Source organism: Pseudomonas sp. KNUC1026 (assembly GCF_021650705.1).
Classification (GTDB): Bacteria; Pseudomonadota; Gammaproteobacteria; order Pseudomonadales; family Pseudomonadaceae; genus Aquipseudomonas.
This window is the reverse complement of sequence record NZ_CP087138.1, coordinates 3481302-3502416: the sequence shown is the minus strand read 5'-3', so window position 1 is coordinate 3502416 and position 21115 is coordinate 3481302. Positions and strand designations below refer to the sequence as shown.

General features: G+C 65.9%; 19 protein-coding genes and 4 pseudogenes. 9 read left to right on the top strand and 14 right to left on the bottom strand.

From position 1 onward, the window contains the following. Positions 1-26: 26 nt before the first annotated feature. Positions 27-521, top strand: coding sequence for a phosphate-starvation-inducible protein PsiE (locus LN139_RS16370; RefSeq protein WP_236355227.1), 495 nt, complete (start codon positions 27-29; stop codon positions 519-521). 5 nt (positions 522-526) lie between these two features. Here LN139_RS16370 and LN139_RS16365 read toward each other — a convergent pair whose 3' ends face one another. Together LN139_RS16365 and LN139_RS16360 are read right to left on the bottom strand one after the other, a co-directional pair. Next, positions 527-847, bottom strand: coding sequence for a DUF3509 domain-containing protein (locus LN139_RS16365; protein WP_236355226.1), 321 nt, complete (start codon positions 845-847; stop codon positions 527-529). A 178-nt stretch (positions 848-1025) separates the two neighbouring features. Next, positions 1026-1349, bottom strand: a pseudogene (locus LN139_RS16360) (HPF/RaiA family ribosome-associated protein); the annotation flags it as partial. A 280-nt stretch (positions 1350-1629) separates the two neighbouring features. Between LN139_RS16360 and LN139_RS16355 the strand changes: the two are divergent. From LN139_RS16355 to LN139_RS16345, 3 genes are read left to right on the top strand one after another with little or no spacing between them, the layout of a single operon-like run. Further along, positions 1630-1935 (top strand): DUF3649 domain-containing protein, encoded by a 306-nt coding sequence (locus LN139_RS16355; protein ID WP_236355225.1) that lies wholly within the window; start codon positions 1630-1632, stop codon positions 1933-1935. Continuing rightward, positions 1932-3506 (top strand): PepSY-associated TM helix domain-containing protein, encoded by a 1575-nt coding sequence (locus tag LN139_RS16350; protein ID WP_236355224.1) that lies wholly within the window; start codon positions 1932-1934, stop codon positions 3504-3506. The genes LN139_RS16355 and LN139_RS16350 overlap by 4 nt, the downstream gene beginning before the upstream one ends. Then, on the top strand, positions 3506-3838 hold the full coding sequence (locus LN139_RS16345; RefSeq protein WP_236355223.1) for a DUF3325 domain-containing protein: 333 nt from the start codon (positions 3506-3508) through the stop codon (positions 3836-3838). The genes LN139_RS16350 and LN139_RS16345 overlap by 1 nt, the downstream gene beginning before the upstream one ends. Here LN139_RS16345 and LN139_RS16340 read toward each other — a convergent pair. After that, positions 3830-4693: an AraC family transcriptional regulator gene (locus tag LN139_RS16340; protein WP_329610966.1), complete on the bottom strand. Its 864-nt coding sequence runs from the start codon at positions 4691-4693 to the stop codon at positions 3830-3832. The genes LN139_RS16345 and LN139_RS16340 overlap by 9 nt on opposite strands. 135 nt (positions 4694-4828) lie before the next feature. Here LN139_RS16340 and LN139_RS16335 point away from each other — a divergent pair, with 135 nt between their 5' ends. Next, positions 4829-5749: a DMT family transporter gene (locus LN139_RS16335; RefSeq protein WP_236355222.1), complete on the top strand. Its 921-nt coding sequence runs from the start codon at positions 4829-4831 to the stop codon at positions 5747-5749. Here the strand turns inward: LN139_RS16335 and LN139_RS16330 are convergent. Together LN139_RS16330 and LN139_RS16325 are read right to left on the bottom strand one after the other, a co-directional pair. Continuing rightward, a complete protein-coding gene (locus tag LN139_RS16330) occupies positions 5713-6687 on the bottom strand; it encodes a 2-hydroxyacid dehydrogenase (RefSeq protein WP_236355221.1) in 975 nt (324 codons plus the stop codon). The genes LN139_RS16335 and LN139_RS16330 overlap by 37 nt on opposite strands. A 66-nt stretch (positions 6688-6753) precedes the next feature. After that, complete coding sequence (locus LN139_RS16325; protein WP_236355220.1) at positions 6754-7701, bottom strand: LysR family transcriptional regulator; 948 nt, start codon at positions 7699-7701, stop codon at positions 6754-6756. A 183-nt stretch (positions 7702-7884) separates the two neighbouring features. Between LN139_RS16325 and LN139_RS16320 the strand changes: the two genes are divergently transcribed. From LN139_RS16320 to LN139_RS16305, 4 genes and pseudogenes are all read left to right on the top strand, one after another. Then, positions 7885-9420 carry an efflux transporter outer membrane subunit gene (locus LN139_RS16320; protein ID WP_236355219.1) on the top strand — a complete coding sequence of 512 codons (1536 nt, stop codon included), beginning with the start codon at positions 7885-7887 and terminating at the stop codon, positions 9418-9420. Further along, positions 9417-11569 (top strand): annotated as a pseudogene (locus tag LN139_RS16315) (FUSC family protein). Before LN139_RS16320 ends, LN139_RS16315 begins: the two are co-directional and overlap by 4 nt. Then, positions 11559-11759 (top strand): DUF1656 domain-containing protein, encoded by a 201-nt coding sequence (locus tag LN139_RS16310; RefSeq protein WP_236355218.1) that lies wholly within the window; start codon positions 11559-11561, stop codon positions 11757-11759. Before LN139_RS16315 ends, LN139_RS16310 begins: the two are co-directional and overlap by 11 nt. A gap of 11 nt (positions 11760-11770) precedes the next feature. Next, positions 11771-12628, top strand: a complete 858-nt coding sequence (locus tag LN139_RS16305) for an efflux RND transporter periplasmic adaptor subunit (RefSeq protein ID WP_236355217.1) — start codon at positions 11771-11773, stop codon at positions 12626-12628. Here LN139_RS16305 and LN139_RS16300 read toward each other — a convergent pair. From LN139_RS16300 to LN139_RS16260, 9 genes and pseudogenes are all read right to left on the bottom strand, one after another. Further along, on the bottom strand, positions 12625-13419 hold the full coding sequence (locus tag LN139_RS16300; protein ID WP_236355216.1) for an SDR family oxidoreductase: 795 nt from the start codon (positions 13417-13419) through the stop codon (positions 12625-12627). The two genes, LN139_RS16305 and LN139_RS16300, sit on opposite strands and share 4 nt — an antisense overlap. 101 nt (positions 13420-13520) lie before the next feature. Continuing rightward, complete coding sequence (locus LN139_RS16295) at positions 13521-14453, bottom strand: hemagglutinin repeat-containing protein (RefSeq protein ID WP_236355215.1); 933 nt, start codon at positions 14451-14453, stop codon at positions 13521-13523. Between the two features lie 37 nt (positions 14454-14490). Beyond that, positions 14491-15672 carry a hypothetical protein gene (locus LN139_RS16290; RefSeq protein ID WP_236360465.1) on the bottom strand — a complete coding sequence of 394 codons (1182 nt, stop codon included), beginning with the start codon at positions 15670-15672 and terminating at the stop codon, positions 14491-14493. Then, on the bottom strand, positions 15645-17120 hold the full coding sequence (locus LN139_RS16285; protein WP_236355214.1) for a hemagglutinin repeat-containing protein: 1476 nt from the start codon (positions 17118-17120) through the stop codon (positions 15645-15647). The genes LN139_RS16290 and LN139_RS16285 overlap by 28 nt, the downstream gene beginning before the upstream one ends. 20 nt (positions 17121-17140) lie before the next feature. Then, on the bottom strand, positions 17141-18067 hold the full coding sequence (locus tag LN139_RS16280) for a two-partner secretion domain-containing protein (RefSeq protein ID WP_236355213.1): 927 nt from the start codon (positions 18065-18067) through the stop codon (positions 17141-17143). A 22-nt stretch (positions 18068-18089) separates the two neighbouring features. After that, entirely contained in the window at positions 18090-19193 is a 1104-nt protein-coding gene (locus tag LN139_RS16275) for a ShlB/FhaC/HecB family hemolysin secretion/activation protein (RefSeq protein WP_236355212.1), read from the bottom strand. Beyond that, positions 19121-19720, bottom strand: coding sequence for a POTRA domain-containing protein (locus LN139_RS16270; RefSeq protein ID WP_236355211.1), 600 nt, complete (start codon positions 19718-19720; stop codon positions 19121-19123). The genes LN139_RS16275 and LN139_RS16270 overlap by 73 nt, the downstream gene beginning before the upstream one ends. Positions 19721-19884: 164 nt before the next feature. Next, positions 19885-20304, bottom strand: a pseudogene (locus tag LN139_RS16265) (L,D-transpeptidase family protein); the annotation flags it as partial. A gap of 242 nt (positions 20305-20546) precedes the next feature. Then, positions 20547-21100: pseudogene (locus LN139_RS16260) on the bottom strand (NUDIX hydrolase). Between the last annotated feature and the right edge of the window lie 15 nt (positions 21101-21115).

Genomic DNA, 21115 nt, shown 5'->3' with positions numbered 1-21115 from the left:
GTTGGTGCCACTAAAAGGACATACCCATGAAGAAGAATTGGGCCGATGCCCTGCGTGAACACGTGCACCGCTGCGCCGAGTCGCTGGGCAATCTGTTTGTCGAAACCTTTCACTACCTGGCGCTGTTCGCTATCGGCGGGGTGACGGCCTATGCCTCGGTGGTGGCTTTTGTCGGCATGCTGGAGAAAGGCCATATTTCGGTGGATGACGTGCTGTTGCTGTTCATCTACCTGGAGTTGGGTGCGATGGTCGGGATCTACTTCAAGACCAACCACATGCCCGTGCGCTTTCTGATCTACGTCGCGATCACCGCGCTCACTCGCCTGTTGATCTCTGACGTCTCCCACCACGGCCCTGCCGACCTGGGCGTGGTCTATCTCTCGGGCGCGATTCTGCTGCTGGCTTTCGCGATCCTGGTGGTGCGCTTCGCCTCCTCGCGTTTCCCCTCGGTCAAAATCGAGGGGCCGTCACGCAAGGGCGGGCAGGCAGGCAAGATAGAGGTGGAGCAAGGGGAGACTTGAGCCGATCAGATACCGACTGCCAGGCTGGGCTGGTCGCTGATCCAGTTCTGGCGCGGGCGTACGCTGCGCTCGCGTTCGGTCATGGCAGTCAATAGCTCGACGGCGCTGCTGCCTTGTTCGATGGCGATGCCGAAGCGAACGCTGTCGATCAGCCGCGCCAGGCGCTTGGGGTCGTTGCGTTGCTGCGCGCTGATCATGCGCTTGGCCACTACACCTGCGGCATTGGAGAGGGTCAGCATGATGGTGCCGTCCAGGCCTTGAATGCTCAGGTTTACCCGGTAATCGGGCTGGAACGCATCACTGATGATCTTGAAGGGGTTGTCCATAGCGTCACCTGAAATAGCAAGACTGGACGTATTGACTGGGCGTGTTCAGGTTAGTTCGTGAGGGCAGACCGCCGGCACGGTCACTGTACCGATGGCTGCGATGGGCCCCTTTGCTGAAACGGCAGGCATGAAAAAGGCGAGCAGTGCTCGCCTTTTCTCATTGCGCTGCAACTCAGGCCGCGCTTGCGCGCCTGTCACGTTGCTTGCCCAACGCATGCTCGAGTGCGTGTTCGAGCTTGGTGGCCGCGCCATCGATGGCGCTTTCAAGCGACGGGGTACGATGGCTCACCGAGAGCGGTTGCATACCCTTCAAGCGCGCCTCCAGCAGGCAGCGTTTGTCGTGTGGGCCGGCTTTTTCGCCGTTTTCATCCCGCAAGTGCACCTCGATGCGGGTGAGGTCGTCTTCAAAGCGTTCCAGTGCGGTTTCGAGCGTGTTGCGCACCCATTCTTCCAGGCGGGCGCCGCCCTGGATGTGGTTATCGCTGTTGACTTGAATTTGCATGGTGTTGCCCCTTCTTCAGGTGACGAAAGCAAGGCGCCACTACCGCCGGGTGCTGGCGGTTTTCAGCGGCCCTTGAGTCACACATTCGGGGATTGGGCAGGTGATTTCAAGCCGGTGAGGTCAATAAATATTTTTCTGTTTGTTGCTTGACCCGACGCTTGATCGGGCCAGGGGCCTCGCATTGGGGTGTGCTTGAAGCATGGGGCGATGCAAAGCCTTTGCCCCTGAGAATGTTTATCAATAAACTTGGCGTCCCTTTCCCATTCCAGCCATACACGCCATGAAAACCAAAGCCACAGGGGTGCCGATGAGCTACCGCCTGGCTGTGACCTCCCGCATTCTTGCCTCGCTGTTCGGCGGCTACCTGGTGGCCTCGCTGGTGAGCCTGTGCGTCAGCTGGGGCCTGCCGATGGTACGGCTGCAGGCGGTGATCACAGGGATGATGGTTTCATTCGTGGTGTGGCTGCTTGTAGTGATCTGGTGTTTTGCCTGTTCCAGCGCGTTGCGCGCGTGGCTGGGCGTTGGCCTGTGTGCGCTGCTCTCGGGCGGCCTGGCAGCTGCCCTGCATGGAGTGGCGCATCCATGAAAGAGGGTTTTCGCCAGGCGATGGCCTGGCTGCACACCTGGGTGGGGCTGGTATTGGGCTGGCTACTGTTCGCGATTTTCCTCACCGGTACCCTGACGTACTTCAAGGAGGAGGTGAGCCGCTGGGCGCAACCCGAGCTGCCCATGCAGGGCCTGGGCATGCGTGACCGCCTGGCGGGCGCCGAGCATTACCTGCAGGCTCACGCGGCGAATGCTGGCAACTGGTACATCGACCCGGGCGACGAGCGCCTCCCCAGAACGTCCGTGCTCTACCAGGAGCCCGGCAAGCAAGGCCGTGGCAGTTACGTCGAGCAGGCCATCGACCCGAGCACCGGCCAGGCGCTGAACGCTCGGGGCACCCTGGGCGGGGAGTTCTTCTACCGCTTCCACTTCGAGCTGGAGCTGCCCTACCCGTGGGGGCGTTGGGCCGCCGGGCTGGCGGCTTTCGCGATGTTCGTCGCGCTCATCACCGGGATCATCACTCACAAGAAGATCTTCAAGGAGTTCTTCACCTTCCGCCCCGGCAAAGGCCAGCGTTCCTGGCTCGATGGCCACAACGCCGTGGGCGTGCTGGCTTTGCCGTTTCACCTGATGATCACCTACAGCAGCCTGGTGATCTTCATGTACCTGTTGATGCCGGCCACGCTGCTGGCCAATTACGAAGGCGGCGACCGAGAGTACTTCAGCGAGCTTTATCCGGACATCGAGCCGGCCGCCTCGGCCACCGCTGCGCCACCGTTGAGCCTTGCTCAGCTGTTCGATCGCTATCAGCAGCAGGTACCGGGAGGGCAGGTCGGCAACGTGCGGGTCGATAAACCAGGCACCCCTGAGGCAACGGTTACCTTCCAGCCGCCGACTTCGGCGCGAGTGCCTTACATGCCGGGGGCCGGCACCGTGTTCAGTGTCGCCGGTGGCAGCCTGCTGCATGCAGACGACAACGCGCGCCCATTGCCCCAGGTGATCGCCGGCTCCTTCTACGGCCTGCACATGGGCCGCTTCGCGCATCCTTTGCTGCGTTGGCTGTATTTCGTCTGCGGCCTGGCAAGCACGGCGATGATCGGCACCGGGCTGGTGATGTGGCTGAGCAAGCGCCAGCAGAAACACGCCAAGGCGGCGATCAAGCCCTTCGAGCTGCGCCTGGTGGGCGCGCTGAACCTGGCGGGCATGGCGGGGCTGGTCTGCGCAGTGGCCGCCTTCCTGTGTGCCAACCGCCTGCTGCCGGTGGAGTTGGCCGGCCGCGAGGGCTGGGAGGTGCGCTGCTTCTTCCTCGCCTGGCTCGCCAGCCTGCTGCACGCGGCCTGGCGCCCCGATGCGCGCGGCTGGGTGCAGCAACTCACGGTCGCTGCCGTGATGCTGATATCACTGCCGCTGCTGAGCCAGTTCACCACCGGTGCCGGCCTGAGTGTGTCGTTGCCCCAGGGGGACTGGGCCCTTGCCGGAGTCGACCTCACCGCTGCCGCCTTTGGCGTGCTGCTGGCCTGGATCGCCCGGCGCGTGCGGCGCAAAGCGCTTGCAGCAGCGCAGCCGCGTGAGCGCACGCGGCCGCTGCGTGCTGAACAGGAGGCGCACTGATGCTGGCCTCGGCATTGCTTTGCTACGCGGGGTTCATGGCCCTGTGCCTGGCGATGGAAAAGCACTTCAACGACCTGCTCAAGTGCAAAAGTACCTTGGCGCAGCGCCGCTGCCTGCGCGTTCTGGGCACGGGGCTGCTGATCGTCTCACCCTGGCCCGCCATCGCCAGCCAGGGTTGGGCACTGGGGTTGGTGCAATGGTGCGCGGTGCTGATGGCGAGCGCCGGGCTGATGGTCTGGCTGATGCCGTATCGGCCCCGGCTGGCGATTGGATTGGCTGCAGCGTGCGTGGTCGCAGGCCCTGTAGCGGCTATGCTTGCCCGTCTAGGCTAGCGCCAGCCGGTAGGCACCGGGGGTGGCGCCGACGTGCTGGCGGAAGCGGCTGCTGAAGTGGCTTGAGCTGGCGAAACCACAGGCCATGGCGATCTCGCCCAGGGCCAGTTCGCTGTGCCGCAGCAAGTTCTGCGCCCGGGCCAGGCGCCGTGCCAGCACGTAGCGGTGCGGCGCCACCTCCAGGCTCTGCTTGAACATCCGCGCGAAGTGATATTCAGACAACCCGCACACCGCCGCCAGCTCGCCCAGGGTCAGGGCTTGCGGCAGGTGCGCTTCGATGTACTCGATCACTCGACGCCGGGCGCGCGCCGATAGCCCGCCAGCCACCTTGGGCGCCGCGCGCGGGCCGGCCTGGGCCAGCAGCGCGTGGCCGAGCATGTCGTGAGCCAGGCTGCTGGTGAGCAGGCGCTCCGCAGGCTCCTGCCAGTCGAGCCGCGCAAGGGCCGCGAAACGTGCAGCTTGCGGCGCGTCATCCAGGAACAACCCCTCGTTGAGCTGCAGCGCGCGCGGCTCGCGGTCCAGCCAGCGCAGGCAGGCGAGGGCGAATTGCTCGGTGCTGAAGTACAGGTGCAGCAGGCGCAGCTCGCGGTTCACTACCCAGGACGAATCCACCCCCGCCGGGAACACGAACACCTTGCCCGGGCCGCCGCGCAGGTGTGGTTGCTCGCGGCAGAGGATGTCGCTGCCGCCTTCCAGGTAACACGACAGCGTGTGGTGCGAAGGGCCCACGTATTGCTGCGCGTTGTCGCGGTTGCGCCACTGCGCCGCGACCAGGCCGTCGCCCAGCTCGGCGCGCCGCTCCAGGCGGGCATGGGGCGAGCGTTCGAGGCAGTGGAAAACATCGAGTTGCAACATGGCGGGCTCCTTGATGGCGCTATCGTAGCGCCCGGCACGCCTGCGCGGCGTGTGCCCGGATGAAAAACCGCAAGAATATGAAAGCCAGCACCTGCGCCAGGCCCGATGCTGGCGGCCTCGAAAGGAGGCCATGCCATGAACGCTGTGTTGTACCTCGCAACCGTACTGATCTGGGGCACCACCTGGATCGCCCTGAAATGGCAACTGGGCCCGGTGCCTATTGCCGCCTCCATCGCCTACCGCTTCAGCCTGGCCGCCGTGGTGCTGTTCGCCCTGCTGTTGCTCACGCGCCGCCTGCAGCCGATGAACCGCACCAGCCACGGCATCGCCCTGGCGCAGGGTTTGTGCCTGTTCAGCGTGAATTTCATGTGCTTCCTGCAAGCGATGCAATGGCTGCCCAGCGGCTTGTCGGCGGTGGTGTTCTCCACGGCAACGCTCTGGAACGCCCTGGGCGCGCGGCTGTGCTTCGGCCAACGGATCGCGCCGGCGGTGATCGGCGGCGGCGGGCTGGGCCTGCTGGGCCTGGGCTTGTTGTTCTGGCCGCAATGGGCGAACCACCCGGCCGGCGGCGGCACCTTGTTGGGCCTGTGCTGGGCGTTGGCGGGCACGATGTGCTTCTCGGCGGGCAACATGCTGTCGAGCCTGCACCAGCGCCGCGGCCTGCGGCCTCTGACGACCAATGCCTGGGGCATGCTTTACGGCGCGCTGTGGCTGGCCGGTTACTGCCTGGTGCGCGGCGTGCCGTTCACCTGGGACACGAGCCCGCTTTACCTGGGCGCGTTGCTGTACCTGGCGATACCAGGTTCGGTCATTGCCTTCACTGCCTACCTCACCCTGGTCGGGCGGCTTGGCCCGGAGCGCGCGGCCTATTGCACCGTGCTGTTTCCGCTGGTGGCGCTGAACGTCTCGATCTGGTTCGAGGGCTATCACTGGAGCGGCCCGGCCCTGGCGGGCCTGGCGCTGGTGATGCTGGGCAACTGGCTGGTGTTTCGCAAACCCCGCCAGCGGCCGGCCGAGGCTCAGCCCTTGAAGGCCTCGGGGTTGACCAGGTCCTGAGGCCGCTGGCCCTTGAGTGCGGCGGTGAGGTTGGCCATCGCCCGCTCGGCCATGGCCTGCCGGGTTTCGGCGGTGGCCGAGCCGATGTGCGGCAGGGTCACGGCATTGGGCAGCTGCCAGAGCGGCGAGACGGCCAGCGGCTCTTTCTCGTACACGTCCAGGCCGGCACCACGAATGGTCTTGTTGCGCAGCGCCTCGATCAGCGCCGGCTCATCGACCACCGGCCCGCGGGAGATGTTTATCAGGAATGCGCTGGATTTCATCAGCGCCAGCTCACGCTGGCCGATCAGGTGATGGGTTTTTTCCGACAGCGGCACCACCAGGCAAACGAAGTCCGATTCGGCCAGCAGCTCATCCAGGCTGCGCATTTGCGCGCCCAGCTCTTGTTCCAGCGCCGTTTTGCGGCTGTTGCCGCTGTAGAGCACGCGCATGTTGAAGCCCAGCCGGCCACGGCGGGCGATGGCCGCGCCGATGTTGCCCAGGCCGACCAGGCCCAGTGTCTTGCCGTGCACGTCGCTGCCGAACAGTTCAGGGCCCACGGTGGCCTTCCAGTTGCCGGCCTTGGTCCAGGCATCGAGCTCGGCAACGCGCCGGGCGCTGCTCATGATCAGCGAAAAGCCAAGGTCTGCCGTGCTTTCTGTGAGCACGTCGGGGGTGTTGGTCAGCTGGATGCCGCGTGAAGTGAGGTAGGGCACATCGTAGTTGTCGTAGCCCACCGACACGCTGGACACCACCTCCAGCCGGGTTGCCGCAGCCAGCTGTTGTTCGCCGAGCGCGCGGCCTGCGCCGATCAGCCCGTGTGCACGAGGCAGCGCTTCATTGAACTGAGCGGCAATATCGCCGGCCTTGGGGTTGGGGACGATCACCTCGAAGTCCTGTTCCAGGCGGGTAACCATCTCAGGCGTGATGCGGCTGAAAGCCAATACTGTTTTTTTCATCGGCGCGGCTCGTTCGGGGCGGGAATGTAGCGCGCTGACATTCCGCCGGCCTTGGCGCCAGTTGCCTCAGGTGGCGAAGTTCAGCTCGTGGATGCGCAGGTCGGCGTCGTGGGCGGCCAGAATCTCCGGCAGCGAGCCGCGCAGGTATTCCACCCAGGTCTTGATCTTGGCATCCAGGTACTGCCGCGACGGGTAGATGGCGTACAGGTTCAGCTCCTGCAAGCGGTACTCCGGCAGCATGCGCACCAGGCTGCCGTCGCGCAGGCCGTCGATGGCTGCGTAGATCGGCAGCACGCCCACGCCCATGCCGCTCTTGATCGCGGTGGTCATGGCGTCGGCGGAATTGACCTGGAACGGCGCGTTGCTGATGTTGACCATCTCCTGGCCGTCAGGGCCGTCGAACAGCCATTTCTCCAGCTGCACCACCGGGCTCACCAGGCGCAGGCAGGCGTGGCGCTTCGAATCCCCAGGCGTGCTGGCCATGCCGTGGGCTTTCACGTACTCGGGGGAGGCGCAAACGATGCTGTAGGTGATGCCCAGGCGCTGCGACACGAATCCAGAATCGGGCAATTCACTGGCCAGCACGATGGAGACGTCATAGCCCTCATCGAGCAGGTCGGGCACGCGGTTGGCCAGGGTCAGGTCGAAGGTCACGTCCGGGTGGGTCTGGCGGTAGCGGGCGATGGCGTCGATCACGAAGTGCTGGCCGATGCCGGTCATGGTGTGCACTTTGAGCTGCCCGGCAGGCCGCGCGTGAGCGTCGCTGGCCTCCGCCTCGGCCTCTTCGACGAACGCCAGGATCTGCTGGCAACGCAGCAGGTAGCGTTTGCCGGCTTCGGTCAGGGCAATGCGGCGGGTGGTGCGGTTGAGCAGGCGGGTTTGCAAATGGGCTTCAAGATTGGAGACCGCTCGCGAAATGTTCGCGGTGGTGGTGTCCAGTTGCGCTGCGGCGGCGGTAAAGCTGCCGGCCTCTGCCACGCTGCAGAAGGCACGCATGTTTTGCAGGGTGTCCATGGTTCGTGCTCAAGGAAGACGGCGCGATTGTCGCATGTAGTAACAATTTGGCAAGTAAAGGCTACCACAGGATTGTTTCTTGATCTGTAACAAAGAATCACGAAAAAACCCGCTTATCGGCCATCGGGTGCCGCTCTGAATCGGCTCCAACTCCTGCCCCCACCTCTTTCTCGAGGCGTCGTTGTGCCCCTGCGTACATTTCGGAAGCTCAAGGCTCTGGCCTTCTGCGCGTATTCGCTTGCCCTGAGCGGATGCATCGGCACTGGTGGTATCGCCCCCTTTAGCAGCGTTCCCCAACCAAGCACCCTGGCCGTCGGCATGGCTGTGCATGACGCCGAACAGGAAGCGCGCTGGCCGGCCCAGCAATGGTGGCATGGCTATGGTGACGAACAGCTGAACCGTTGGGTCGCTCAGGCGTTGGCCGGCAGCCCGAGCCTGGCGCTGGCCCAAGCGCGTGTGCGTGAGGCTCGGGCACTGGCTGGTGCTGCCGAGGCCGGCGAAGGGCCGCAAGTGGCGGCCACTGCCGCGCTCAAACGGCGAAACTGGCCAGCCGATCAGTTTTACGGCCCCGGCGCGCTGGCGGGCAAGACCACCTGGGACAACAACGCAGGCCTTGGCCTGAGCTGGAACCTCGACCTCTGGGGCCGCGAGCGCAATGCCAGCGAGCAGGCGCTCGACGTGGTGCATCAACGGGTGGCCCAAGCGCGCCAGGCGCAATTGGCCTTGGTCGATGCGTTGGTGCAGGTGTACATCCAGCTGGCGCTGGGCTATGCCGAGCGCGACATCGCCGAGGCCACACTGGCCCAGCAGGAGCAGATTCTGCACCTGGCGCAAACGCGCCTTGCCCATGGCATCGGCACTCAATTCGAAGTGAGCCAGGCGCAAACGCCGCTGCCCGAAACCCATCGGCAACTCGATGCCCTGGACGAAACCATTACCCTGGCTGGCCATCAGCTGGCAGCGCTGAGCGGGCAAGGCCCGGGCGCTGCACAGGCGTTGCAACGCCCGCGCCTGCGCCTGGCCGCCGACCTGCCCTTGCCCTCCACACTGCCGGCGCAGTTGCTGGGCCAGCGCCCCGACGTCGTTGCCGCCCGCTGGCAGGTGGCGGCGCAATCGCGTGGCATCGCGGTGGCCCAGGCAGGCTTCTATCCCGATGTGAACCTGGCCGGCAGCCTGGGCTATATGGCCACCGGCGGCGGCATGCTGGAGTTTTTGACCGGCAGCAAATTCAGCTACAACGCAGGGCCCGCCTTCAGTTTGCCGATCTTCGATGCCGGGCGTTTGCGTGGCCAACTGGGTGCGGCCAGCGCCGGTTATGACCAGGCGGTGGCCAATTATCAGCAAACCCTGGTCGAGGCGCTCAAGCAGGTGGCCGATCAGTTGGTGCGGCGTGAGTCGATGCACAAGCAGGCAAGCTTTGCCGCCGAGTCCGTGGCCAGCGCTCAGCGCACGTTCGACCTCGCCATGGCGGCCTACCGGCGCGGGCTTACAGACTATTTGAGCGTGCTCAACGCACAGACCGCGCTGTTTCAGCAGCAGCGGGTGCAGCAGCAGGTGCAGGCGGCGCAGCTTGCCACCCAGGCAACCTTGATCAGCGCGCTGGGTGGTGGCCTGCAAGCCGGTGACGACTCGCCCAAGCCTGGTGCGCTTCAGGCACCGCCTGCACCCGCGGCGTTATCGGCCATGGATCGCCTGCGCAGTGCGGTGGTGGCCCCGTGAACCTGCTCGCGCTGCCCTGGCGCCGCAGCCTGCTGGCGTGGGCCCGCACCGACGGGGTCACCTGGGTGTTCATCTTCAAGGTGCTGCTGGCCGCGTTCACCACACTGTGGCTGGCCATGCGCCTGGAGTTGCCGCAACCGCGCACCGCGATGGTGACCGTGTTCATCGTGATGCAGGCGCAGAGCGGCCAGGTGTTCGCCAAAAGCTTCTATCGGCTGCTTGGCACGATCGCAGGCTCTGCGGTGACGGTGCTGCTGTTCGCGCTGTTCCCGCAAAACAGCGAGTTGTTCCTGCCTAGCCTTGCTTTGTGGGTTGGCCTCTGTTCGGCCGGCGCTCAGCGGCACCGCAACTTTCGCGGGTACGGCTTTGTGCTGGCCGGCTACACCGCCGCGATGGTTGGCTTGCCGGTGCTCGGCCACCCGGAAGGCGCATTCATGGCGGCAGTGTGGCGGGTGCTGGAAATCGGCCTCGGCTTGCTGGTCTCTACCTTCGTCAGCGCCGCGATCCTGCCGCAATCGTCCAGCGCTGCAATGCGTAATGCGCTCTATCAGCGTTTTGGCATGTTCGCCGCTTTTGTGGTGCAGCACCTGAGTGGGCGGGGCCTGCGTGAAACCTTCGAGAGCGCCAATGTGCGCTTGATCGCCGAAGCCGTGGGCCTTGAAAGCCTGCGCTCGATCACGGCCTTCGAAGACCCGCACATGCGCCGCCGCTCGGGCCGGGTGAGCCGCATGAACAGCGAATTCATGGGCATCACTACCCGCTTCAACGCGCTGCACCAATTGCTTGAGCGCATCCATGACCACGGCCAGGTGCGCGCGGCGCTGGAGCCGGCACTGCACACGTTGGTTGGCCTGCTCGAACCGTTCAGCGGCCGTGCGCTGACCGACCGTGATGCACTGCGCCTGGCCCTTGCGCTGGACCACTACAAGGCGGGCTTCACCGATGAAGTGCGCCGCCTGCGCGAGCTGTTTCTGGCGCGCGCGCCGAGTGAGGCGGACCTGCTGGATTTCCATACCGCCTTCGAGCTGCTGTATCGCTTCGTGCTGGAGCTGCACAGCTACGCCGAAACCCACGGCTCGCTGGCCGAGCATCGCCATGCGCGCGAGCAGTGGCGCGAACCCTGGCGCGCGCAGACCAACCTGTGGGCCTGCATCGCCTCGGGCGTGCGCGGCGCGGTGGTGCTGCTGGTGCTGGGCAGCTTCTGGCTGTTCAACGACTGGCCCAGCGGCGCCACCATGACCTTGGTGGCCGCAGCGACTGTCGGCCTTTCTGCGGCCACCCCAACCCGCGCCGGTTTTCCTTCCAGATGGCCTGCGGCACGGGCCTTGGCGCCTTGGCCGGGTTCATCGAGATGTTTTTCGTTTATCCACAGATCGATGGTTTCCCGCTGCTGTGCGTTGTCCTTTCGCCCGTGCTGGCGTTCGGCGCGTTCCTGGCCTCGCGCCCGCAGTGGGTAGGCTATGGCGTGGGGTTGCTGATCTTCTTCTCGATCGGCTCGGTGCCGGGCAACCTCACGCAGTTCGACCCTTATGCGTTCGTCAACGATTACCTCGGCATGCTGCTGGGGATGCTGTTCTGTGCCGCTGCCGGGGCGATCATCCTGCCGCCCAACAGCCGTTGGCTGTGGCGCCGGCTGGAGCAGGACCTGCGCGGCCTGGTGGTGTTCGCCATCAGTGGCCCCGGCCAGCGCCTGGGCAGCGCGTTCGACAGCCGCGTGCGCGACCTGGTGCATCAGGCCTATGGGCTGTCTGCCGGCCAGCCGCAGGTGCAGCGCCGGGTGCTGGGCTGGATGTTCACGGTGCTGGAGATCGGCCACGCCATCATCGAGCTGCGCCGCGAGCAGGACGGCCTGCCCATTCACCCCGCCTACCACGAGCGCCAGCCGTGGCGGCAGGGCATCCGCGCATTGGGCCGTTCGTTGATCCGGCTGTTCATTCAGCCCAGCGCGGCAAACCTTGAACGCTGCCTGGGTGTGCTGGAGCAGGCGATTGCCGAAGTGCAGGCCGCCGAAGAGCCCTTCGCCCGCCATTTCGATACCTCGGTGCTGCGGCGGGTGCAGAGCTACCTGCATTTCATTCGCTCCAGCCTGCTCGACCCGCAATCGCCCTTGGCCGAACTTGGCCACAACGGAGCCGCCCATGCCGCGTGAAATCGCCTTCCACGGCCTGTACATGCCCAGCCTCACCGTGCTGTTCCTGTTCGCCATGGGCCTTGCCTGGGCGCTGGACCGCTGGTTCTCCAGCCTGGACCTGTACCGCCACTTCTGGCACCCGGCGCTGCTGCGCCTTTGCCTGTTCGTCTGCCTGTGCAGCGCGCTGGCGCTGCCGCTTTACCACTGAAGAGACGCCCGATGAAAAGCCTGTTCAGCCTGCTCGGCACCTTGTTGATCCTGGCCTTGGCCGTTGTGCTGGGCCGCACCCTCTGGGTGCAGTACATGGACACCCCCTGGACCCGCGACGGCCGCGTACGCGCCGACATCATCAACGTGGCGGCAGACGTGGCCGGCTACGTGGTCGAGGTGCCGGTGCGCGACAACCAGCAGGTAAAAAAGGGCGACGTGTTGCTGCGCATCGACCCTGAGCACTACCGCATCGCCGTGGCCCAGGCGCAGGCCCAGGTGGCCTCGCGCAAGGCTACCTGGGAGATGCGCAAGGCCAACGCCAGCCGGCGTGCCGACATGGACGCGCTGGTGATCTCCAGGGAAAGCCGCGACGATGCCAGCAACCTGGCCAGCGCCGCCCAGGCCGACTACCAGCAGGCCCAGGCGCAACTGGCTTCGGCGCAACTGAACCTGGACCGCACCCAGGTGCGCGCGCAGGTCGATGGCTACGTCACCAACCTCAACGTACACCCCGGCGATTACGCCCACGCCGGCGAGCCACGCATGGCGGTGGTGGATGAGCATTCGTTCTGGGTGTATGGCTTTTTCGAGGAAACCAAGCTGCCCCACGTGAAGGTGGGCGACGCTGCCGAGATCCAGATGATGAGCGGCGAGGTGCTGCAGGGGCACGTGGAGAGCATCGCCCGCGGCATCTACGACCGCGACAACCCGCAAAGCCGCGAAGGCGTGGCCGACGTGAACCCGACCTTCAACTGGGTGCGGCTGGCCCAACGGGTGCCGGTGCGGATTCACATCGACCAGGTGCCCGAGGGCATGCTGCTGGCGGCCGGGACCAGCTGCACGGTGGTGGTCAAGCCCGGGGCTTAAAGGCCGAAACGCCGGCTGAGGATGCGGTCGAGCCAACCGCCGGGCAGCCAGCGCACCAACCAGGGCAAGGCCCGGCTGCCGTTGCCCACGCGCAACACCCGAGGTGCACGGGCGAGCGCACCGGCGATGGCCTGGCCCACGGCTTCCGGCGCCGCGCCGTGCTGTTGCGAGGCCTGGGCACGTTTGCGCACCTGCTCGCGCCATGGCCACCACGGCGACTGCTCATGGATGACCTGCTCGGCCTGGCGGCCTGCCTGCTCAGCGAAGCGCGTGGCGATGGCGCCCGGCTGCACCTCCGTCACCCGAACGCCCAAGGGCGCCAGCTCCATGCGCAGCGCATCGCTGGCCGCATGCACCGCTGCCTTGGAGGCGCAATAGGCCCCGGCAAAGGGCGTGACCATCAAGGCCGAGACACTGCCGATGTTCACCACCAACCCCTGGCGGCGGCGCAGCGCCGGCAAGCAGGCGCGGGTCATGCTGAGCAGGCCGATCAGGTTGGTGTCGAACTGGGCGCGCAAGGCGGCATCCGGAATGTCGAGCAACGGGCCGATCAGGCCGTAGCCGGCGTTGTTGATCAGCACGTCCAGCTCAGGCAGCTCGGCGGCCAGTGCCTGCACGGCTTCGCTGTCGGTCACATCGAGCTGGTGGGCGTCAAAGCCCTCACTTGCCAAACGGGCGACATCTTCAGGCGAGCGTGCGGTGGCACAGACGCTGTGGCCGGCGGCCTTCAATGCGCGGGCAGTGGCGAGGCCGATGCCGCTGGAGCAGCCGGTGATCAAGGTAATGGGCATGAGGCAGTGCCTGGGAGGCTTCGGAGCGGGGCAGCATAGCCAAGGCCAGGCTGCCGGGGAAGGGAAGGGCGCCTGTCAGGCGCCCGAGGGAGAGGCAGTTGTCAGCGTGTGGCCTGTTCGATCTTCGCTTTGAGCACCTGAGTGGTGTCGTGGCCGCCGCTGCGGTAGAAGCCGGCGTTGACGTGCTGGTCCTGCTGCGCCTGATTGCCTTTGTCGGCAGTGGCTTCGTTGAGCACGCCGCTGAGCAGCTCGGTCGGCGAGTTGGAAGCGTTGATGCTCACGTCGGAGCGGTAGTCTCGGCCGCTGAGGTCGTGCTGTTGCACAGCGCCGTCGGCGAGCGCCACCTGGCCTTGGGATGCCTCGACCACTGCGCCGGTGAGGTGCGTGGTGCCTGCCACGTCCAGGCTCACACCTTCACGCCCGCTGACCACGCTCTGCTGCGCAGCGGTAGTGCGGTCGGTGTGGACGACGTCCAGCGAGATGCCCGGGCTGGTGTTGGCGTCGAGCTTGCGGATGCCGGCGGCATTCTTTCCCACTTTGCCCGCGAACGGCCCGGCCACGGCCGAAACAGCATTGAGCAGGCCTTGCGGGTTGTGCTCCTGGCTGATGCGCCCGTCGACGTTCACTTCGGTGCCCTTGACCCGGTCCTGGCGGGTAGCCACCAGCAGGTCGCCGTCTACCTGGCCGGTCACCTTGTCGGCATCGATAGTGGCGCCGTTGAGTTGCGTATCGCCTGCGCTGGCCAGGTTGACCACGTCGCCCTTGAGGCTGGCATTGGTGTGGGTGGTGCTGTCGAGGTTGTCGACCTTGACCTTCAGGCGCGCATGCAGGCCCGAGGCGTCGGTGTCCTTCGCACCGCTCTTGAGGGTGTTGGCGCCCAGGCCTGCGGTGATGGCCAGGTTGTCCTTGTGCTCGGTGCGGGTGGCGGCGTCTACCAGCACGCCGCCATTGGGGGCTTGCAGGTCGATGGTGTTCGCCTTGGCCTGCACGCCGTCCAGGCGCACCGCTTCGGCCTCCCGCGCCTTGGCGATCACCTGCAGATGTTGGGTGTCGAGGGCGTTGGCGGTTTCCTCACCGAACCCGCTCCTGAGTCCGGCCCGCGTCGAAGTGGCCGCCCAGGCCCCCGCCGAGGCTGCCCGGTGCCGTGGAAGTGCTCACCTGGATGCCGCCACCCAGCCGTTGGCCTTGCGCGCTGGAGGTGTTGACCCCGGCGCCCAGGTCGGCCTGGCCGCCTGCTTCGATCTGGATTTTATCCAAGGGTTGCTCGCTGCCGGCGGTGAGCCCAGTGGAGCGGAAGTCAGCCCCGGCGAGGAACTGCGCCTGTTTGCCCTGCAGGTCGACGCCTTTGCCCGTGCTGGACTCGCGGGTGATCTGGTCGTGGGTGAGTGCGCCGCCGGCCCCGATGTTGCGGGCTTTGTCCGGCGAGGTGCCCAGGCGCGCCCAGCCGAAGCCGTCGAGGGTTTTGGTGGTTTGCTTCTGCGTGTCGGTGGCCTGGCCGAGGTCCAGCGAACCTTCGGCTTTGACCGCCACCACCCCGCCATGGCTATTGAACTGCGTGCCTTCGTAGCGGCCGTCGGTACCCAGTTGAATCCCGACGCCCTTGGTGCCATCGGCGCGCGCGGGCAGGGCGGTGGAGCTGCTCTTTTGTTCCTCGAACGAGCCACCTGCTGCCATCAGCCGGCCATTGATGTCGGTGCTGGTCACGGTGTCCACGCGGCCCGAGCCTTCTACATCCAGGCGCTTGACGAGGCTGGTTTCGACGGTGTGGGCAGCAGTGGCGTCGTGGCTGCGAGCGTCGATGTTCACACGGCCGTCCCGGCCCAGGTACTGAGTGCCCTCGTCCTGGAGGTGCCCGCCCAACAGGGCCTGAACGGTGTTGCCCTCGAATTGGCTGACGCGTGCGATGTCGCGGGTGGTTTCTTCCAGGCGATGGGTGTGGCTGCCGACCAGGTCGATGCCCAGGCTTGGCGCCTCCAGAGCTTCCTCGACACCTTTCTGGAACACCGACTGGTCCTGGCCGTTGAGGTACTTCTCGATCGGGCGGGTCAGGAAGCGCGTCTCGACGTTGATGCCGGCGGTGCCCTTGGTGGCCTCGCGCTCTTCGGTCTTTTCCTCGGTGTCGTGTGCCGCGATGTTGTTCACGCTCGCAGCATCGATGTCCACGATGCCGCCGGCCTCGACCTGTGCGCCGGTGTTTTCGATATGGCCTTTGCCGTGGTCGGCGATCAAGTGCGTGTCGGCTTTGCTGGTGATGTGGGTGGTCTGGGCGGTGGTGCTGTGTTCGCGGGTTTCTGCCTTTTCGTGCGCCCCGAGGAATAGCTGCCACTGCGGTCCATGCCGGCGGTAACCCCGATGCCACCGCCAATGGTGCGGGTGGTTTTCTGCTCGCTGTGGCTGTCGCTGGTGCTGCCCAGCACGACTCGCTTGCCTTCTATGTTCACCTCTCCTTCGTGGGCGGTGACATCGGCGCTGTCGAGGGTCGCTGTACCGCCGGCGTTGATGGCCACGTTGGCGCCTTCGATCGTGGGCCTTGATACCTTGCTGGCCTCGGTGTTCGCCTGTGTATCGACCTGTTGCAGCCCCACTTCGGCGATCCACTGCCTGGAGGCGGCCTTGTTGTCCTCGGCGTCCTGAGTCTGCTTGGCGGTGGCCACGAAATGGCGGTCGCGCTGGTGGCTCTGCACCTTGTCGCTGTCGATGTCCGGCGTGATGTTGACGTCGCCCTCGGCATTGACGCTCACCTCTGCCTTGGCGGTGACCTTGGCACCGGTGATGTTCGCATCGGTTTTCGCCGAAATGGCCAGGTTGGTGCCTGAACTGGCTTCGCTTCGCTTGGCCTGCTCGGTGTGCTGCTGGCTTTGTTCGCTGGAGCCAATGGCGCCGAACAGCGCGCCGTTGCTTTCGTCCTTCTGCCTGCGCACCAGGTTATGGCTGCTTTCCAGTGTCACCGCGCCTTTGTCACTGATCAGTTCGGCGCCCTGTTCCCCAATCACCTTGCTGCCTTTTATCAGCACGTCGTCGGCCGCCACGGTGAGCTTGCCGCCGGCGTTTATGTCGCTGCCTACGTGGGTTTCACTGCTGCCACTGTTGTCGGCGCGGCGCTTGGTGACCAGCCCTCCGAGCATGTCGCCTGCGTTTTCCTTGTAGGCCTCGTCACCTTTGAGCACCTGGCCATCGACTACCAGCTTGCGCGCCCGGATGTCGGTGTTTTCCTGGCTTCTGACCACAGAGCCACGAACGTGGGTGTCGCCCTTGCTGTTCATCTTGATGTTGCGTGCCTCCAGCCGGGTAGGCACGTTCTGCTCCTGAGTGTCGTGCGCGTCGCTCTCGCTCGACCACAGGTGTTTGCGGTGGTAGGTGTGAGTGTCGGTGCTGACCTGGTTGCTGCCTGCCTCCAGCACAAGATCGCCACCGCTGGACAGGCTGGCTTCGCCTTCGGCATGCAGGTCGGCGGCTTTCACCTTGAGGTTGCCGCCAGCCTCCAGAGCCAGGTTGCCGCTGGCGGTGACGACCGACTCCAGCGTCTGGGTCTTTCGCGTGTCCTTGCGCACCATGTAGCGCTCGGTGACGATGCCGAGAAACTGGCTGTCCCAGTCCTCGGGCCACGATTGCTCCTGGCTCTGGTGCTGCCCGGGCAGGAGGGTGAGGTCGCCGCCTGCCTGGGCGCTGATGTCGCGCCCGGCCAGGCGGGTGTAGGTCATGTTCAGGTTGTGGGCTGCTTTCAGGTTCTACGTTGCCGCCGACGGCGGCCAGGCGCGTTGGCGATTGTGTGTCGCCAATATCCAGCGAGCCTGCGGAGTCGACGTCGATGCCGGCGTCGGCGATGAAATCGGCGCTGGCCAGGCGCACACCGGCGCCCTCGCGTGTGCTGATCACTCTCGATTCGCCCGGCCTTCATGGCGCCGAGCAACTGCGCGTCGATGGCCTGCTCACCGCCCTGGCGTGTTTCGAGTATCTCGCCCCCTGGAGCGACACGGTTGCGCCCGGCGATCACTGTGGCCTCACCGGGCAGGTCCATCTGGCCGTTGGTGTCGACCCGCGGGGCGATCAGGCGCACGGCGCCATCGCTGGCAAGGCCTGCCCCATCGACCTGCACGTGCCCCGCAGCGTCGAAGGTGTTCAGCCCTACCAGGCGCCCGTCGACCACCTCTGGCGTGCCCACCAGGAATGCGCTCTGCGGCGCGTTGATCAACCGCCCGCCGTTGATATGGATGCCATTGGGGTTGGCCAGTACGTAGTCGGCGGCCTGGCCGAAGATTTCCTGTGGCCCGTTGATGTACGAGCCGGCATTGCCCACCACCTCGTTGATGATCATGCCGGCTGCGGCGCCATTGAACTGCGGGTTGGCGCCCAGTTCACCCAGCAGCGCCGATTGCCCGGCGGCGGTGGCGTTGTTGAGCACCGCGCCGCCTGCGCCTACGTCGTAACCCAGGTACTGGTTGTGCGAGGTGCCGTTGACTGGCGGCACGATGTTGATCAGCGCAGTGGCGCCGTGCTGTTCCACCTGCGGTGTGCCGGCGGGGCCGGCCTGGGGCACGATGCCTTCGGCCAGGGCGCCGACCGGTGCCAGCAGCACAGTGGCGATCGCCCAGCGCAGGGGGTCACTGGCAAGCCGGGAGGGGAAGGGGGTTGAGCGTTTCCGTTTCATGGGATGGTTTCCTTCTTCTTTTTTATTGGGTGTTTCGAAGGCGCGCTTGCAACTGCAACTGCCAATAGCCGCCGGGCCGCTCGCCCTGGCGGCGGTACAGCGGGTGCTGGTAGTCGAGGCTCAGTGCCAGCTCGCCGCGGTTGAGGCTTGCGCCCACTACCGAACCCGCCAGGCGTTCACCGCGCTGGCCGCGGCGGCCGTCGCCCTGGGCGAGGTCGAGCCCCAGCCGAGGCACCAGGCCAAAGCCCATGGGCAGCGGGCGGGGCAGGCTCAAGGTGTTCTGCCAGTGAGCGCCACGGTCGAAACTGGCCGGCAGGTCACGGAAGCCGCGCAGGCTCAGGTCGCCGGGCAGGTTGAGCTGGTCGGGCCCTGGTAGTGTGTTGCGGGTGTACTGGGCGCTGAGTTGACTGCTCCAGTGCCACGCCTGGCCCAGCACACGGCCGCTGCGCGTATGGCCGAGGCTGGTGCGCCACACTCCGAACGTGGCGCTGGGCGATGCCGGGTCGCGCAACGGCAGGCTGTCGTCGGCGCGCCAGCCGCCCAGGCCCTGGCTGTAGAGCACCTGTGCATTCCATTGGCCATGGCTTGACCAGAGTGCATCGAGCTGCACCCCGAGGCTGTTGTAGGTGGGGCTTTGCACGCCGCTGAACCGCCCCAGGATGTAGGTGGCCACGTTCTTGTGCGTGGCGCGCAAGGTGGCGCTGTACAGGCTGCTGCGGTCGCGCCAGAGCTGGCGCTCCAGGGCTGCGGCGTACACCGCACCGGAGCCTTGGCTCACGATCGCGCCGTATGCCCCGGGGCTGCGGCTGCGATAGGCATAGCGGGCAGCGTTCAGGCTCAATTGCCACGGCCCGCGCGGCACGCTGTAGCCGCCGATGTAGCTTCGGTTGAAGTTGGGCCCGGCCGGCAGCGTGCGTTGCAGCCCTAGCACCAGGGCATCATTCCAGCGTGCGGGGCTGTCGAGGTTGAAAGTCAGCAGCGCGCGGTTGCGGCCGCTGCTTGCCGAGCCACGGTTGTCCAGCAGCAGTGTGGGCCAGGCGCGCGGAGGGTGGCTCAAGGGCCTGAGGCGCACATGGGTGCCACCGGTGCGCTCGCCGGGGGCGATGTCGGCGGCCAGGTCCAGCACACGCAGGCGGTTGAGCTGGTCGAGGCCGCGTTCCAGGGTAGGCAGATGCAGCGGCTGGCCGGGAGGGTGCCGAAGGCATTGCCCAGCGACAGGGGCAGGCCTGGCTCGGTGACCTCGATGCTTTCGACCTGGCCTTCCACCACCAGCACCTGCAGCGGCCCGCCGAGCTCGCGCGATGCCAGGCGGTAGGGCCGGGCACCTATGTAGCCGGCCTGCACGTACTGCTCGGTGATCGCTTCAAGCACGCGGTTGATGGCCGCCGCCGGCATGCAGGCGGCCATGTACGGCTCTGCACTCTGGCGCAGCCGAGCTTCGTCGATCAACTGGTTGCCGTGCAGCCGCAGGCCCTGGACCGGTTCGCAGCGGCCTTGGGTGTCGCTGGGCTGGGGCGGCGACGCAGGCTCCGGGGCGAGCAACTGGCGCTGGCGCCGCTCCAGTTCGTCGCGGCCCCTTTGCCGCTCGAAGTCTTCCAGCTGCCGCCAGGCGTCGCTCGTGCCCTGGTCTGCAGTGGCGAGGGCTGGCAGCAAGGCCAATGCCAGCGTTGTGAGCGTGAGGGAAACGGATGCACGGTGAACACCTGAAAAGTTATGCGTTCGGGTGAACCATAAGCTTTCAGGTATTCGATTGGATTCAGGATACGTCTGGTATTTCTGAGGGAAAAATTACCAATTTCTGTAGGGCGATTCCTACGTCACGGCTTGATCTCTATCAACGTGCCATCCTTGACAAGCCCCCACACCTCGCGCATGTCGGCGTTGGTCATGGCGATGCAGCCGTCGGTCCAGTCCAGCGAGGCGAAGTACCACTCCGGGTACTCCTCGTTGATCGGGGTGCCGTGGATCATGATCATGCTGCCGGGCTTGACGCCGTCGCGTTGCGCACGGGCGAGGTCTGCGGCATTGGGGTAGGAGACATGCATCGCCAGGTTGAACTTGTCGCTGGTCTTGCGCCAGTCGACCCAATAGAGGCCCTCGGGCGTGCGCCGGTCGCCTTCGCGTTCCTTGGGGCCCTTGGGTTGCTTGCCGAGCGAGACGCGGTAGCTTTTCATCATCACCCCGCCACTCATCAGCTGCAGCTGGCGGCTGGACTTGACCACCACGACCTTGTCGATCAGGCCATGGCTCTTGGCAGGGACCGGGACCGGGACCGGAACCGGAACCGGAACCGGAACCGCTTGCGGGGCGCCCGGTTGCACCGGCGCAGGCTTGGCCAAGGGGCGGGTGATGATGGTTTCGGTGAAGGCGGCCATGGCCGGCAGTGGCAGGCTCATCACGGCGAGCAAGCCCAGTACAGCGAATAACGTACGCATCGAAGCAAAACCCTGTGGGGCCATCGCCCCCGTAAAACGGGCTGTCAGGAATCCGCCGGCGGCAAGGACAGCGGCGGCAGCACTTCATTGCGGACAGGGTAGCTATTGGCCAGCCTGTCGGCGAAAAAGCATTCTAGAGTACGCGCGACCGTGCGGAAAGCCAGCTCCGCCCAAGGGATGTCCTCTTCACTGAACAGCCGGGCCTCCAGCGTCTCGTCGCCCGCGTCGAACCGGCCGCTGGTCATTTCGGCGCGGAAGAACACATGCACCTGGTTGATGTGGGGCAAGTCGAACACCGTGTACAACTGCGCCTCGCCCAGGTGTGCACAGGCTTCTTCGAGGGTTTCGCGGCGCGCGGCCTGCTCCAGGCTCTCGCCGTTTTCCATGAAACCGGCGGGCAAGGTCCAGTGGCCCTTTCTCGGCTCGATGGCGCGGCGGCAGAGCAGCACGCGGCCTTCATAAGCCGGCACGCTGCCTGCGACGATGTTGGGGTTCTGGTAATGGACATGCGCGCAGTGGCTGCACACGTAGCGCGGGCGGCTGTCGCCCGGGGGATCTGGTGGGTAACGGTGTTGCCACACTGGCTGCAGAATTTCATCGTGTTCGGTCCTCG

Bases quoted from the DNA above. Each gene is read 5' to 3' on its own strand.
- LN139_RS16370 (WP_236355227.1), top strand. From the start codon at position 27: ATGAAGAAGAATTGGGCCGATGCCCTGCGTGAACACGTGCACCGCTGC.
- LN139_RS16365 (WP_236355226.1), bottom strand. From the start codon at position 847: ATGGACAACCCCTTCAAGATCATCAGTGATGCGTTCCAGCCCGATTAC.
- LN139_RS16355 (WP_236355225.1), top strand. From the start codon at position 1,630: ATGAAAACCAAAGCCACAGGGGTGCCGATGAGCTACCGCCTGGCTGTG.
- LN139_RS16350 (WP_236355224.1), top strand. From the start codon at position 1,932: ATGAAAGAGGGTTTTCGCCAGGCGATGGCCTGGCTGCACACCTGGGTG.
- LN139_RS16345 (WP_236355223.1), top strand. From the start codon at position 3,506: ATGCTGGCCTCGGCATTGCTTTGCTACGCGGGGTTCATGGCCCTGTGC.
- LN139_RS16340 (WP_329610966.1), bottom strand. From the start codon at position 4,693: ATGTTGCAACTCGATGTTTTCCACTGCCTCGAACGCTCGCCCCATGCC.
- LN139_RS16335 (WP_236355222.1), top strand. From the start codon at position 4,829: ATGAACGCTGTGTTGTACCTCGCAACCGTACTGATCTGGGGCACCACC.
- LN139_RS16330 (WP_236355221.1), bottom strand. From the start codon at position 6,687: ATGAAAAAAACAGTATTGGCTTTCAGCCGCATCACGCCTGAGATGGTT.
- LN139_RS16325 (WP_236355220.1), bottom strand. From the start codon at position 7,701: ATGGACACCCTGCAAAACATGCGTGCCTTCTGCAGCGTGGCAGAGGCC.
- LN139_RS16310 (WP_236355218.1), top strand. From the start codon at position 11,559: ATGCCGCGTGAAATCGCCTTCCACGGCCTGTACATGCCCAGCCTCACC.
- LN139_RS16305 (WP_236355217.1), top strand. From the start codon at position 11,771: ATGAAAAGCCTGTTCAGCCTGCTCGGCACCTTGTTGATCCTGGCCTTG.
- LN139_RS16300 (WP_236355216.1), bottom strand. From the start codon at position 13,419: ATGCCCATTACCTTGATCACCGGCTGCTCCAGCGGCATCGGCCTCGCC.
- LN139_RS16285 (WP_236355214.1), bottom strand. From the start codon at position 17,120: ATGACCTACACCCGCCTGGCCGGGCGCGACATCAGCGCCCAGGCAGGC.
- LN139_RS16280 (WP_236355213.1), bottom strand. From the start codon at position 18,067: ATGAAACGGAAACGCTCAACCCCCTTCCCCTCCCGGCTTGCCAGTGAC.